10 protein-coding genes and 1 pseudogene are annotated in these 13,563 nt (G+C 69.0%); 6 read left to right on the top strand and 5 right to left on the bottom strand.

All coding sequences use genetic code 11. The annotated features are described in order from the left end of the window. From DFR72_RS40085 to dnaB, 4 genes and pseudogenes are all read left to right on the top strand, one after another. Positions 1-192, top strand: a pseudogene (locus DFR72_RS40085) (single-stranded DNA-binding protein); the annotation flags it as partial. Positions 193-250: 58 nt separating this feature from the next. Further along, positions 251-490 carry a 30S ribosomal protein S18 gene (rpsR, locus tag DFR72_RS40080; protein WP_030480165.1) on the top strand — a complete coding sequence of 80 codons (240 nt, stop codon included), beginning with the start codon at positions 251-253 and terminating at the stop codon, positions 488-490. A 17-nt stretch (positions 491-507) separates the two neighbouring features. Next, the gene (rplI, locus tag DFR72_RS40075) at positions 508-960 is read left to right on the top strand and encodes a 50S ribosomal protein L9 (RefSeq protein WP_090071925.1); all 453 of its coding nucleotides are present in this window, start codon (positions 508-510) and stop codon (positions 958-960) included. 533 nt (positions 961-1,493) lie between these two features. Then, positions 1,494-3,521 (top strand): replicative DNA helicase, encoded by a 2,028-nt coding sequence (dnaB, locus tag DFR72_RS40070; protein ID WP_211335706.1) that lies wholly within the window; start codon positions 1,494-1,496, stop codon positions 3,519-3,521. Between the two features lie 245 nt (positions 3,522-3,766). Here dnaB and DFR72_RS40065 read toward each other — a convergent pair whose 3' ends face one another. Beyond that, entirely contained in the window at positions 3,767-4,369 is a 603-nt protein-coding gene (locus DFR72_RS40065; RefSeq protein WP_090071928.1) for a TetR/AcrR family transcriptional regulator, read from the bottom strand. A 122-nt stretch (positions 4,370-4,491) separates the two neighbouring features. Between DFR72_RS40065 and DFR72_RS40060 the strand changes: the two genes are divergently transcribed. Further along, complete coding sequence (locus DFR72_RS40060) at positions 4,492-5,337, top strand: SDR family oxidoreductase (protein WP_090071930.1); 846 nt, start codon at positions 4,492-4,494, stop codon at positions 5,335-5,337. A 157-nt stretch (positions 5,338-5,494) separates the two neighbouring features. Here the strand turns inward: DFR72_RS40060 and DFR72_RS40055 are convergent, their stop codons facing one another. The 3 genes from DFR72_RS40055 to DFR72_RS40045 form a co-directional block, all read right to left on the bottom strand. After that, positions 5,495-8,713: a beta strand repeat-containing protein gene (locus tag DFR72_RS40055; protein WP_114773951.1), complete on the bottom strand. Its 3,219-nt coding sequence runs from the start codon at positions 8,711-8,713 to the stop codon at positions 5,495-5,497. Between the two features lie 193 nt (positions 8,714-8,906). Beyond that, positions 8,907-9,683 carry a hypothetical protein gene (locus DFR72_RS40050; protein WP_090071934.1) on the bottom strand — a complete coding sequence of 259 codons (777 nt, stop codon included), beginning with the start codon at positions 9,681-9,683 and terminating at the stop codon, positions 8,907-8,909. Positions 9,684-9,832: 149 nt separating this feature from the next. Beyond that, positions 9,833-12,010 (bottom strand): translocation/assembly module TamB, encoded by a 2,178-nt coding sequence (locus DFR72_RS40045; protein WP_245983850.1) that lies wholly within the window; start codon positions 12,008-12,010, stop codon positions 9,833-9,835. 81 nt (positions 12,011-12,091) lie between these two features. On the opposite strand from DFR72_RS40045, the gene DFR72_RS40040 reads away from it, so the two are divergent. Further along, complete coding sequence (locus DFR72_RS40040; RefSeq protein WP_090071936.1) at positions 12,092-13,243, top strand: AI-2E family transporter; 1,152 nt, start codon at positions 12,092-12,094, stop codon at positions 13,241-13,243. Here DFR72_RS40040 and DFR72_RS40035 read toward each other — a convergent pair. Then, positions 13,240-13,563, bottom strand: a complete 324-nt coding sequence (locus DFR72_RS40035) for a hypothetical protein (RefSeq protein ID WP_090071938.1) — start codon at positions 13,561-13,563, stop codon at positions 13,240-13,242. The genes DFR72_RS40040 and DFR72_RS40035 overlap by 4 nt on opposite strands.

The following is a 13,563-nucleotide window of genomic DNA, read 5'->3' as shown; positions in this document are numbered from 1 at the left end:
CCCTCGCTGCGCTACGCGACCGCGAAGGTCAACAAGGTCAGCCGTGGAGACGGCGGCGGTGGCGGCGGCTTCGGCGGCGGCGGCGGTCAGCAGTCTCGCGGCGGTGGCGGCGCGGCGCCCGCGGACGACCCGTGGGGTTCTGCCCCGCAGGCCGGTTCCAGCGGTGGCTTCGCCGACGAGCCCCCCTTCTAGACCGACTGCACCGGTCATCCAGTACTTCACTCATCGCGTATTCAGGAGTTAGAGACACATGGCCAAGCCGCCTGTGCGCAAGCCCAAGAAGAAGGTCTGCGCCTTCTGCAAGGACAAGAGCGCGTCCCTGATCGACTACAAGGACACGACGCTGCTCCGCAAGTTCATCTCCGACCGCGGCAAGATCCGTGCCCGCCGCGTCACGGGCAACTGCTCGCAGCACCAGCGCGACGTCGCTGTTGCCGTGAAGAACGCCCGTGAGATGGCCCTGCTGCCCTACACCTCGACCGCTCGCTAAGAGAAGGAGACACTGCGATGAAGCTCATCCTCACCGCTGACGTTTCCGGCCTTGGCGCTCCCGGCGACATCGTCGAGGTCAAGGACGGCTACGGCCGCAACTACCTGCTCCCGCGTGGTCTCGCGATCGTCGCGACCCGTGGCGCGCAGAAGCAGATCCAGGTCATCACCCGCGCGCAGGACACCCGCCGCGTGCGCGACCTGGACCACGCCAAGGAGATCAAGACCGCGCTCGAGGGTCTCTCCGTAACGCTCAAGGCCAAGGCCGCCGCCGGCAGCAGCAAGCTGTTCGGCTCGGTCACCACGTCGGACGTGGCGGCTGCCGTCAAGTCCGCCGGTGGTCCGGTCCTGGACAAGCGCGCCATCGAGCTGCCGGGTCACATCAAGACGACCGGCAAGCACTCGGTCACGGTTCGCCTCCACCCCGAGGTCACCGTTGCCCTGCCGGTCGAGGTCACTGCCGGCGAGTGATCGTCGGGGTGTCCCCGCCACACGTTGGTGGGGGTGGCCCACGGTTCGGTTTGCTGAAGCGCTGCCTACCCGGAATGCTCCGGGTGGGTGGCGCTTTCGCTCGTTCGGACCAGTGTCGCCCTGTCCACTTCCTGTGGACAAACGGCTAGTCCAGCCTGGCGGCGACACGCCGACGAAGGTGTTTTTCGCGACACGCCGAGGGTGTGGCGCACAACTTTTTCCACAACTTGTACACAGCCCCTGAGCTGCAGTTACTTCTGTCACTCCACTGGTTGTCAACAGGTTGTCCCCAGCGCCGTGATCCCTGTGAGCAACCATCCACAGGTTGTCCCCCACTTGTCCACAGGGCGATCCACACGCTGGTTTGCTTGCTCCGGACGGGTCCCTCTAGCGTCGCTGTCAGGGCGAGGCCATCGCACAGCGTGGCCGCCCGAAATTGTCGGTGCCGCGCGGTACAACTAGGTGATCCAGGCACCGGCTCTCGACTTCTTCGCAGGGGTGATTCGGCAGTGGCGCTCGTGGACGACCGGGGCATGGCGGAGCCCGCATTCGAGCGTCAGCCGCCCCAGGACCTCGCGGCGGAGCAGTCCGTTCTCGGCGGCATGCTGCTGTCCAAGGACGCGATCGCGGACGTCATCGAGGCGCTCGCGCCGAACGACTTCTACCGCCCGGCGCACCAGGCGATCTACGACTGCATCCTCGACCTGTACGGCCGTGGCGAGCCCGCCGACCCGATCACCATCTCGGCCGAGCTCGAACGCCGCGGCGAGTTGCTGCGAGTGGGCGGCGCGCCGTACCTGCACACGTTGATCGCGACGGTCCCCACGGCCGCGAACGCCGGCTACTACGCCGAGATCGTGGCGGAGAAGGCGGTGCTGCGCCGTCTGGTCGAGGCCGGCACGCGCATCGTGCAGCTGGGTTACAACGGTGCCGAGGGCGCGGACGTCGACGAGGTGGTCGACCGGGCGCAGGCCGCGATCTACGAGGTCACCGACCGCCGCACCACCGAGGACTACGTGGCCCTCGAGGACCTGCTGCAGCCGACCATGGACGAGATCGACGCGATCGCGTCCCGCGGCGGCATGTCGCAGGGCATCCCGACGGGCTTCGCCGACCTCGACGCCCTGACCAACGGCCTGCACGGCGGCCAGATGATCATCGTCGCGGCCCGCCCCGGTGTCGGCAAGGCGCTCGCCCTCGACACCCCGCTGCCCACGCCGTCCGGCTGGACGACGATGGGCGCCGTGTCGGTGGGCTCGTTCCTGATCGGCGCCGACGGCCGCCCGACCAGGGTGGTCGCCGCGACCGAGGTGATGACGGGCCGTCCGTGCTTCGAGGTCGAGTTCTCCGACGGCACCGTGATCGTGGCCGATGCCGAGCACCAGTGGCTGACGGAGTCGTGCAGCGAGACCGGCGGCTTCTGGGCGATCCGCACCACCGCGCAGCTGTTCGAGCGGGTCGGCCTGTGCCGCATGTTCGTCCGCCTGTCCGCGGCCTGGGAGCTGCCCACCGCGTCGTTGCCGCTGTCCCCGCGCGCGCTGGGCCTGTTCCTGTCCGGCCTGGGCGACCTGGAACTGACCGACGACGAACTGCGCGTCGCCAAAGAGCTCGACCTGGCCGACGACCCGCACATCCCCGCCGCATACCTGCGCGCGTCCCACAAGCAGCGCGCGGAACTGCTGGCCGCACTGCAGATCGACGGCCGCTTCGCCCGCCTGCGCCGCGACGTCGACGAACTGATCGCGGGCCTGGGCGAGCACGCCCAGGTAGAGATCGTCGCGGTCCGCCCGGTCGCCTCCGTCCCGGTGAGGTGCGTGGAGGTCGACAACCACGACCACCTGTACCTCGCGGGCGAGACGATGATCCCGACCCACAACTCGACGCTGGGCCTCGACTTCGCCAGGTCGTGCTCGGTCAAGCACGGCATGACCAGCGCCATCTTCAGCCTGGAGATGAGCCGCACCGAAATCGTCATGCGCATGCTCTCCGCCGAGGCGCGCATCCGCCTCAGCGACATGCGAGGCGGCACGATGAGCGACGACGACTGGACCCGCCTGGCCCGCCGCATGAGCGAGATCAGCGAGGCACCGCTCTTCGTGGACGACAGCCCGAACCTCACGATGATGGAGATCAGGGCCAAGGCCCGCCGCCTCAAGCAACGCCACGACCTCAAGCTCGTAGTAGTCGACTACCTCCAGCTGATGTCGTCGGGCAAGAAAACCGAGTCGCGCCAGCAGGAAGTCTCGGAGTTCTCCCGAAACCTCAAGCTGATCGCCAAGGAACTCCACGTCCCGGTCATCGCGATCTCCCAGCTGAACCGAGGCCCGGAACAGCGAACCGACAAGCGCCCGATGCTCTCCGACCTCCGCGAGTCAGGCTCCCTGGAGCAGGACGCCGACATGGTCATCCTGGTCAACCGCCCAGACGCCTGGGAACGCGACGACCCGCGCGCCGGCGAGGCCGACCTGATCATCGCCAAGCACCGCGCGGGCCCGACCGCGACCATCGTCGTGGCGCACCAGCTGCACTACAGCCGCTTCACGGACCTGGCCCAGACGTAAGTCGCGCGGGTCAGTCTGTGAATCGCTCCCAGCCGGAGAGGTGTTGCTCGACCTCGCCGCGTTCGACATCGGGTGGCGTCACGTAGAAGGCCGGTGTGCTGGAGGGCAGTCCACGAACACGAGCGCGTAGGCACCATCGGTGCTCAGCTCGGAGAGCTGCATGGCGGTCAGGCCATGGCTGCGGCAAACGAATCTTGCTGCCGCTGAGACGGCTTCACCTGCTCAGCCCAGACCAGGCCAGCGGGCTACGGCTTGCGGGGCTTGAGGCCGCGCAACGCCGTGTCCACCACTTGGTCCACGTAGTCGTGAGTCAGCGGGCCAGTCCGCTGCAGCCACCGGTTGAGGACCGGGCCGAACAGCATGTCGATCGCCACCTCGAGCTCGACGTCTTCGGCGAGCTGCCCAACGCGTTGTGCCGCGCGGAGGCGTTCCTTCTTCAGTTCCCGCATCGGCTTTTCCAGCCGCGCCACGTACTCGCCGGCCAGCAGGTGATCGTTGACGATCTCGACGTGCATGGCGCGCATGGCCTTGTCGTAGCGCGGGTCGTCCAGTTCATCGACCGTGGCCCGCAGTACCAGTTTCAGGTCTGCTGCCAGATCGCCGGTGTCTGGCAGAGCAGCGGTTTCGCCGTCGCCCGCGAAGGCCAGGAAGGCCTCGAAGATCAGGGAACCCTTTGACGCCCACCACCGGTAGATCGTCTGCTTGCCGACTCCGGCCGTGCGGGCGATGCCTTCGATGGTGAGCTTCGGATAGCCCACCTCCCCGAGGAGGTCGATGGCCGCGGTGAGGATGGCGCGCCGCGTTGCATCGCTGCGCCGGTTGGGATCTGGGACACCTGGCATGGGCATGGCTCATGCTAGCAAGTGACGAGACGAGACGTCTCGTCTTGACAAGTACTCGCAGGTGGAGACATGCTTCGTCCCGTCAACGAGACGAGACGTCTCGTCTCGCCAGAAGGGGGAACACGAAGATGACTGCCTCAGCCTCATCGCGAGTTTGGTTCGTCACCGGTGCCAGCCGTGGGCTCGGACGCGCCTTCACCGAGGCGGCGCTCGCCGCGGGAGACGAGGTCGTGGGGGTGGCGCGGGACGTGGCGCCGCTCGACGAGCTTGCGGCGAAGTACGCCGGCCGGCTTCTGCCGCTGCGGTTGGACGTCACGGATCGGGAGGCCGTGTTCGACGTCGTCGGGCAGGCCGTTGAGCACTTCGGGCGGCTCGACGTCGTGGTGAACAACGCTGGGGCGTTGTTCACCGGGATGGTCGAGGAGTTCACCGAGGCCGACGCTCGCGCGCAGATGGAGCTCAACTTCTTCGGTGCGTTGTGGGTCAGCCAGGCGGTGATGCCGCACCTGCGCACCAACGGGAGTGGCCACCTGCTGCAGATTTCCAGCATCGGCGCGCTCGGCGGGTTCCCGAGCACCGGGCTGTACAGCGCGAGCAAGTTCGCGCTGGAAGGGATGAGTGAGGCGTTGGCCGCCGAGGCCGCGAGGTTCGGGGTCAAGGTCACCATCGTTCAGCCCGGCGGATATTGGACCGACCTGTACGCCGGCAGCCGGGCGACTGAGCCGAACCCCGTCTACGACGAGTTGCGCGACGAACTGCAGAAGATGTGGGCCGAGGGGTCGGTCGACAGCGAGCCGGCACTGGCTGCCGAAGCGGTGATGAAGCTGGTCGCGAGTGACGAGCCGCCGCTCAGGCTCCTGCTCGGCAGCATGGTCTACGACGTCGCGTTCGACATCTCGCGACGGCGGATGGAGACGTGGGCCGCGTGGGAGGAGATCAGCCGCGCCGCGGAGAAGGCGGTGCCCGCGCCCTGATGAGCACCCGCTGCCGAGATGACTCGCCCTTACGGGTCGCAGCACGAAATCCCCCCGAACGGCACTGAGCCCCAGCGACACCGTCGTGTCGCTGGGGCTCAGCTTCTTACCGGAGGGAGGGTGTTACGTACTGCGGGGTGTTACGTGGTGCGGGGTGTTACAGCGAGCCGGTCACCTTCTGGAACAGGTTGGCCGGGTCGATCATGGCGAGCGCCGGGGCGTCGAACGGCAGCTGCGGCAGCGCGCGCTCGCCGGCCTTCGGGGCCAGGCCCTGGGTCGGGTTCAGGCTGAGACCCGAGAGGGAGGCCGGGCCGCCGACGGGCAGCGTGGGCAGCGAACGCTCGGTGGGCAGCGCGGGCAGCTGCACCGGCACCGGCAGGGCCGGGGCGGTCACCGGGAGGGACGGCAGCGAACGCCCGGTGGCGCCGGCCGGAACCAGGCCCTTCGCGGCGTCGAGCAGCTGGCCCAGGGGCAGGCCCTGGACGTTCGGCGTGATGCTGCCGGTGCCACCGTTCAGCGGCAGGGCGGAGCGCTCCTTCGCCACACCGGGCAGGCCCTGGATGGGCGCCTTGGCCAGGCCCTTGGTCAGACCCTGGGTGAGGCCCTGGGTGAGAGCCTGGGTGGGCAGAGCCTTGGTCAGGCCCTGGGTGGGCAGACCCTTGGTGGGCAGAGCCTTGGTCACGCCCTGGGTGGGCAGACCCTTGGTGGGCACACCCTTGGTGAGACCCTGGGTGGGCAGACCCTGGGTGGTGGGCAGACCCTGGATGGGCAGCTGGCCGGCCAGAGCCGCCAGGTCAGCCGGGTTCGGGAGCTGGTTGATCGGCAGCTTGCTGTCGAGACCGTGGAACGTCGGAATCTGGTTGGCCTTCATCAGGCTGTCGACGCCCTTGGGGAGCTCCAGGCCCTTGAGCTGCGTGGCGCGCAGGGTGCCGTCGGTGTCCTCGCCGGTGAGCTGCGTGTCGTCGCTCGTGCCCAGCGTGGTCGCCTGGCCGACGACCTCGACGGGGATGCGCGCGAGCCTGGCGGCCGCCTCGACCGGGACGTGCATGTCGCGGGCGGTCAGCGGGCCGCTGCCCTCGGTGAGGGTCTCGCCGCCGGCCTGGGTGTACGAGGCCTTGTCGGTGATCGTCGTCGCGTTGCCCGCAACGGCGACCGCGTTCGCGTACACGCCGGCGAAGGCGTTGGCGGGAACGTTGACCAGGTTGCCCGACACCGAGGCGTCGTCGGCCGAGGAGTAGCTGTCGTCACCGGACACGACGTTGGTGGCGGACACCACGTCGGATTTGGTGATGCCGGCCGCGGAGACCGTGTTGCCCGGAACGGCCGGGAGCACTGCCGGCTGCGCGCCGATCAGGTTGCCGGCGACGGCACCCTTGTCACCGTTGCTGTTGACGTCGCCGCCGGCGACCGAGCTGAGGTCGTTGGTGGCCGTCGAGTTGACGTTGCTGCCGCCGCCGACCGACCAGCCGAGCACCTGGGTGCCGGTCGCGACCGGTGCCGAGATGACGTTGCCCGCGATGGAGCCCTGCTCGCCGGTGGTGAGGGCGTCGCCGCCGGCCTTCATGTCGGTGGCGTTGGCGCCCGTGGTGTCGTTGTTGCCCACCAGGGTGACGCCGTCAGCGAAGACCTGGGCCGGCGTCGAGGTCGGGACCTGGACGATGTTGCCGGACGCCGAGCTCTTCTTGCCGGTCGCGTGGGGCGCGTCGCCCGCGACGACCGTGGTGTCGTTCGCCGCGTCCGACGTGGTGTTGCCCACGAGGCCGGCGGTGACGGCGAAGACCTGCGGGGCAACCGCGGTCGGGGCGGTCACGACGTTGCTGGAGACCGTGCCGCGGTCGTCCTGGGTGTTCGGGGTGCCACCGGACTGGACCAGCTTGACCTCGTCGGCCGAGCCGGCGGCCTGGCCACCGACGGCGGCGGCGAGACCGTAGACCTCGGCGGGTGCGGCGAGCGGGGTCGAGGCGATGTTGCCCGAGCCGACCGAGTCGTTGCCCGTCGTGCCCTGGTAGCCCGAGGTGACCGACCTGACGTCGTTCTCGCAGGTGCCAGCCGCCTGGCCGGCGAGCGTGGCGCCGTTGCCGCACACGTCCACGGCCGTGGCCGGGGGAACGTCCGCGATGTTGCCCGAGAGCACGGACTTGTCGCCGACGGTGAAGGACTGGCCACCGGCGGTCGAGTTCGCCTCGTTCGTGTGGTCGGTCAGCGCGTTGCCGACCAGGGACGCGCCGTTGCCGCCCGCGGCGACGGGCAGCGAGATGGGTGCGCCGGCGATGTTGCCGGACCCCGTGGAGCCGTGGCCCGTGGTGTGGTGCGAGCCACCGGCGCGCGAGTCGTTGACCGTGTCGCTGACGGCGGCGGCGTTGCCACCGACGGCGGCGGCGTTGTCGTCGACCGTGATCGGGCCGGCGAGCGCGGGCTCGACGATGTTGCCGGCGAGCGTGGCGGGGTCGCCGTTGGTGAAGGTCTTGCCACCGGTGTACGCGGCACCGGTCTGGGTCGAGTCGGTGTCGGAGTTGCCCGCGGCGGCGGCCGAGTTGCCGTTGACCTCGGCGAGCGGGGACAGCGGGATCGGCACGGCGTTGCCGGAGATCGAGCCGTTCTTGCCGCTGGTGATGGTGTCGCCCTCGGAGGAGGCGAACGTGTCGGCGGTGGAGTTGGCGTCGGCGATGCCCGCCGCGCCCACACCGTTGCCGGTGACCTGAACCGGGGTCGCGCCCCGCTCGGTGACGACGTTGCCGGAGATGGCGCCCTTGTCACCACTGGTGGTGATGTCGCCGCCGGTCGTGGAGACCTGCTCGGCGTCGGTGTTGGTCTCGGCGTTGCCGCCCGCCCCGATCGCGTTGCCGGTCAGCTGGACCGGGAGCACGTGGTCGACGGCGACGACGTTGCCGGCGAGAGCCTGGCCGGCGCCATCGGTGATGACGGTGCCGTCGCGGTGCGTGGTCTGCGTGCAGTCGCCGGTCGCCTGGGTGTCGGCGAGAACCGCGATCGCGTTGCCGCAGATGTTGATCGGCACATCGAGGTGCCCCTGGATCCTGTTGCCGCGCACCACGTTCTGGAAGGCGGTGCCCTGCAGGCGCTCGCCCGCCTGACGGACCAGCGGGTTCGCGACGGGCGCTGCCGTGCGGGTGGGCACCACGCTGGTGACGCGGTCCGTGCTGATCGTCCGGTCGACCTTGGGGACCGTGACTTCACGGAGCGGGGTGGCCAGCTTGTTCTGGTCGGCCTTGATCGGAACAGCGGCCGCGACGTCGACAGCCGAAGGCGCAGCGTCCGGGTCGACGTTCTCCTGAGCAGAAGCGATGCCCGTACCGAGCATCAGCAAACCACCAGTGACAAACGCGGTCTGAAGTCCGCGCTTTGCCCAGGTCTGCATTAGATCTCCTTCATCGATTTCCCGTCCAAGCGACGGGGGCTCAAGGGGGTGGGGCCGAAACGCGCAGGGGAGGGCGCGTCATCACCGGGGGAGTCGCACGCGGTGATCGACCTGTATGAGCGCAAGAAAAAAGCGCGACGGTCGACTTCCGGACAGCCAGGGGAGGAAGGCTGCCGCGGACCGCGCGCTTGAATCAGTCGGGGTTGATACCGGGCTGCTTGCCCGGCGTCACGGTGACCTCGTCAGTGGACGGCGCGAGAGCGCGCGTCGACGAGATGCCGTGAGCGTCACCGGGTGCAGCGGGGACAGCCATCATGCTGCCCTTGGCAGAACCAGAACCGTCGTTGCAGGAAGCACACTGCACCGGCGCGGGGGCCGGGACGGGCAGCTTCGGGAACGGGGTGCTGGGCAGGGACGGACGCTGCTCGGAGGGCACGACGAAGTCGTTGTGCTCCAACAGGTCCGTCCAGCTGCCACCGGACGCGCCGGTGAACTGCGAGACCACCGGTGCCGGCGACTGTCCGGCATCGGTGGCGGGGGCCGGGATCTCCGGGAACGTCACGTCCATGGCCCGCTCACTGGCGGGGCTGCTGGACTGACCGATCCTGGTGACCTGCGGCAGGATTCGTGCGGCGATCTGCTCGACCGCCTGGGAGACCTGCACGTCCGGCAGAGCGGCGCGAGCCTTCTCCTGCTCGGCGCGCAAGGTCTCGTCGATCTTGTGCACTGCCTTGGCAGCGGGAACGGCGACCGGCAGCTTCTCGTCCGTCTTGGCGACGATCGTGCTGACGACGTCGAACTGCTGCGCGTCGGCAGCGGGCACGATGTCGGCCGCGTTGGCCGTCGTCGTGGCGAGCGCCCAGGCAACGGCGGTTCCCGCGATCGCTCCACCGACGGCGAGCAGCGCTCGGGTGGCGAACCGGCGCATGCCGTTCGCTCCCGTCTTCGCTCGCAGCTCAGTGGAGAACAACGCAGGAAACCTCGCTACTCGGTGGCGCTCAAGGGAATCGCCGACGATCAACTGATCAAGTCGACGTCGGCGACTCTGCCAGTCCATCCACTCCGAATGCACGCTTCCGGCGCTCGGTTAACCACATCGTGTGAACGGCTTCCCTTGGCTCACACCCGTTTCAGCACACGCGCCGCACCGGCTGCCGCGGTCGACGCGAGCACCCAGCCCACGGCCACGAGCAGCGAAGATATCCATTGCGACGCACCGGTGAACTGCCACTTGCCGTCGTGGCCGAAGTCGATGATCGGGATCAGGAGGTCGAGGGCGAGCAGCGCGGCGTTCCACACCGGGTCCTCGTCCTTGTTGAGCTTGACCATCGGGTGCCAGGTGAACCACAGCGCCCCGAACAGCCAGAACACGGCGAGCCAGCAGATCGCGAGCCACGGCCGGTAGCCGTAGCCGACCGTCCACCGCTGCACGACGCCCCAGACCCGGCCGGCGCGGCCGAGCTCGGAGTAGCGGCGGCGCTGCTTCTCCAGCTGGACCTTCTGCGCGAGCTCCTCCTCGCCACCCTGCTGGTAGACGGCGGCGAGCTGTTCGTACGGTCCGGGTGCGAAGTCCGGCTGCACCTTGAGCAGCCACTTCAGCCGCGTCTGCACCGGCACGTCCGGGTCGGCGGTGATGCCGGCGAACTCGAAGTCGTCCACGGCGACGCCGCCCTCGGCGTCCCACAGCCCCGGCCCGTCGGTCACCGACACCGCTTTCAGGCGGCTCAGCACTATCTTCCCCTTGGGCTGCTGGCCCGCGGGGATGTGCAGGCGGAACTGGTGCACGGTCAGGCCGTAGGCGTTGAGCGCGATGTCCGCGGCGGTCGAGCCGAGGTGCGAGTCGCTGAACGTCGCCATCTTGCCGACCTCGCCCAGCCGGATGCGCACGCCGCCGACCGCGGTGAACCCGCGGCTGCACAGGAGGTCCTTGCCGATCGTGATGGCGCGGGCGTCCAGTGACGGCTTCTGCGTGCCGTTGCCGCGGAGCCTCGGGAGGGTGAGCTCGGCGCCGGAGAGGTCGAGCGTGGAGCCGATGTTCGCGTTCTGCAGGCGGACCGAGCCCTTGGCCTTCAGCTCGCGCAGGAAGAGCGTGCCGCCGACCTGGAGGCGGTCGGCGAACAGGACGTCGATGCCCGGTCCGTGCAACGAGACGCCGGACATGCTGGCGCTGCCGTGGATGGTGGCGTTGGACAGCCGGACCTGGCCGTAGGTGTGGAGTGCCTGGGACCGGATGCCCGCGCCGTTGACGGCACTGCGGGCCTCGACGTCGCCGCGGACCTGCATGCCGTCGGCGTGCAGGGCGACCGGGATGCGGTTCGTGACGTCGCCGGCGAGCTCTTCTGCGATCTCGCGCGGCCCGATCACCGCGCCGGACAGCCGGAGGTAGCCGCCGATGCTCGCGTTCGGCAGCCGGACCGTGCCCTCGCTGGTGAAACCGTCGTCGAGCTCGACGTTGCCCTCGACCCGGATGCGGTCGGCCACGAGCGTCGCGGCCTCGTCCGCCGATCCGTGCGGCAGGACCAGCACCTGGTTGTCGACGCGGTGGGCGGAGTTGAGGCGGGCGCCGGTGAACTCGACGTTCCCGTTGACGCGCGCACCGTCGAACAGCACGCGGCCGTCTGCGGTGAAGCGACCGCCCTCGGCGTTGCAGAAGACGTTGCCCGCGACGACGATCCCGGACGCGTCGAGCGCGTCCTTGCCGGTGTTGAGCAGCCGCGCGCCGCCGAGGTGGACGCTGCCGCCGATCGCCGCACCGCGGAACCGCACCTCGCCGTTCGCGCGCATCGCGATGGCCTGGATCGAACCGCTGACCCTGATCCGGGCGCCGAGCAGCGCGTGGTCGGTGGCCGAACGCAGCACCGCGCCGGCGAGGCGGAGCGTCCCGTCCACCGCGGCGTCGGTGAGGTCGACGGTGCCGGTGCAGGTGAAGCCGGCCTCGAGGACCAGGTCGCTGAAGACCCTGAGGTTGCGACCCTGGAGCCCGGGAACGCGGGTGCCGCGCAACCGCAGGCCGATGAGGCGGGCCATGCGGAGGTCGAGCGACTCCTCGAAGGTGCAGTGGGTGAGATCGATGACCCGCGTGACGCGGGTGCCCTCCAGTTCGAACATGCCGGTGATCCGCGCGTTGCGGAGGCGCAGAGCGGGTAGTCCCTTGCGCGGCACCCGGTACAAGCCGGTCAGCAGACCGGTGAGCACCTCGCCGCGCACGCTCTGCCCGGTCAGGTCGATCTCGGTGCCACCCGCATAGGCCCCGGCGACCTGGCGTTCGAGCTCGGTCAAGTCTTCGGGCTTGATCACGTTCGTCCTCCCCCTGACGAATCGGATCATCCCCGCTCGGGTTGCACCTTGGCGAGGGTCTGAACAGTTAACGTGAGGCCCATGAGCACGCCGGAGTCGGAGATCAGCGGGCGCGTTCCGAAGCTGCTGCGCGTGAGTGCCGCGCTGAGCTGGCGGTTCGTCGTCGTGGTGGCCGCGTTGTACGTGGTCGCCTACGTGTTCGGCTTCCTCGCGTCGATAGTGATCCCCGTCGCTATCGCGCTGCTGCTCGCCGCACTGCTCTCGCCCGGCGTCTCGAAGCTCGTCGAGTGGCGGGTGCCGCGCGGTGTGGCGGTGACCGTGATGATGATCATCGGCATCGGCGTCCTCGGCGGCGTGCTGACGTTCGTGATCAGCGAGTTCTCCCGTGGCCTGCCCGAACTGCAGTCACAGGTGGCGGCGTCGCTCGACACGATCCAGACGTGGCTGAAGGACGGGCCCGCGCACCTGTCGGACCAGCAGCTGCAGAACTACGTCAACGAGATCGTGAAGACGATCAAGGAGAACCAGGCGGAGATCACGTCCGGTGCTCTGACGACCGCTGCGACCTTGGGCGAGTTGCTGACCGGGCTGCTGCTGGCGCTGTTCACGCTGATCTTCTTCTTGCACGACGGTGACGGCATCTGGCGTTTCGTCACTCGCGCGGTGCCTCGGGACGTGCGTCAGCGTGTCGACGTGGCGGGGCGGCGCGGGTTCGGCTCTCTCGTTTCCTATGTGCGCGCTACCGCCGTGGTCGCGATCGTGGACGCCGTCGGCGTTGGTGTCGGTCTGGCGATCATCGGTGTGCCGCTCGTGGTGCCGCTGTCCGCGTTGGTGTTCCTCGGTGCGTTCATCCCCATCATCGGTGCAGTGTTCACCGGTGCCGTGGCGGTGTTGATCGCGTTGGTGACCAATGGGCCCATTGCTGCTTTGGTCGTGCTGGCGGTGCTCATCGGTGTGATGCAGCTGGAGTCGCACGTTCTGCAGCCGCTGTTGCTGGGGCGTGCGGTGAAGTTGCACCCGTTGGCCGTGATTCTGGCGATCGCCGGCGGGTTGGTCACCGGTGGCATCGCCGGGGCGTTGCTGGCCGTGCCGTTGCTGGCGGTGCTGAACTCCGGGATCCGGTCGCTGTTGTCCGATTCGGACGCTGCGCAGAACCCGGAGAAGGTGGACGTGCTCAATCCTCAGGACACTGCGCCGAAGGACGACAAGAGCGAACGGGTCAAAGAGCTCTAAGTCCTGGTGAGTCTCAGGTAGCCCTGCCTGGTGAACGCCTGCCAGAACTGGAAGGAGCTACCGGCGGGCTCGACGGTCAGGTCGGCCGTCTGGCCTGGGGCCAATTCGACACGCACGACCCGGCTGCCGCTCCAGTCGATCGCGGCACGGACGTCGTACACGCCTGGTGGGACCGGGAAGTCGAGCTGCTGGTCGTTGCCGATCTGGCCGGCTCGGACGCCGTTGATCTCGATCCAGTACTTGCGGACCAGGTCGCGCCACGCGGCGGCCGGGCGGTGGACGCGTATGACCGCGTGCGGCTGCGCGAAGTTCTCCCCCAT

Source organism: Lentzea flaviverrucosa (genome assembly GCF_003350445.1).
GTDB lineage: Bacteria > Actinomycetota > Actinomycetes > Mycobacteriales > Pseudonocardiaceae > Lentzea > Lentzea californiensis.
Note: the sequence above shows the minus strand (reverse complement) of the source record. Positions and strands in the feature narration are given on the sequence as shown.

What these genes read in the sequence shown, in the direction of transcription:
- rpsR (WP_030480165.1), top strand. Translation starts at nt 251, where the DNA reads ATGGCCAAGCCGCCTGTGCGCAAGCCCAAGAAGAAGGTCTGCGCCTTC.
- rplI (WP_090071925.1), top strand. Translation starts at nt 508, where the DNA reads ATGAAGCTCATCCTCACCGCTGACGTTTCCGGCCTTGGCGCTCCCGGC.
- dnaB (WP_211335706.1), top strand. Translation starts at nt 1,494, where the DNA reads ATGGCGGAGCCCGCATTCGAGCGTCAGCCGCCCCAGGACCTCGCGGCG.
- DFR72_RS40065 (WP_090071928.1), bottom strand. Translation starts at nt 4,369, where the DNA reads ATGCCCATGCCAGGTGTCCCAGATCCCAACCGGCGCAGCGATGCAACG.
- DFR72_RS40060 (WP_090071930.1), top strand. Translation starts at nt 4,492, where the DNA reads ATGACTGCCTCAGCCTCATCGCGAGTTTGGTTCGTCACCGGTGCCAGC.
- DFR72_RS40055 (WP_114773951.1), bottom strand. Translation starts at nt 8,713, where the DNA reads ATGCAGACCTGGGCAAAGCGCGGACTTCAGACCGCGTTTGTCACTGGT.
- DFR72_RS40040 (WP_090071936.1), top strand. Translation starts at nt 12,092, where the DNA reads ATGAGCACGCCGGAGTCGGAGATCAGCGGGCGCGTTCCGAAGCTGCTG.
- DFR72_RS40035 (WP_090071938.1), bottom strand. Translation starts at nt 13,563, where the DNA reads ATGGGGGAGAACTTCGCGCAGCCGCACGCGGTCATACGCGTCCACCGC.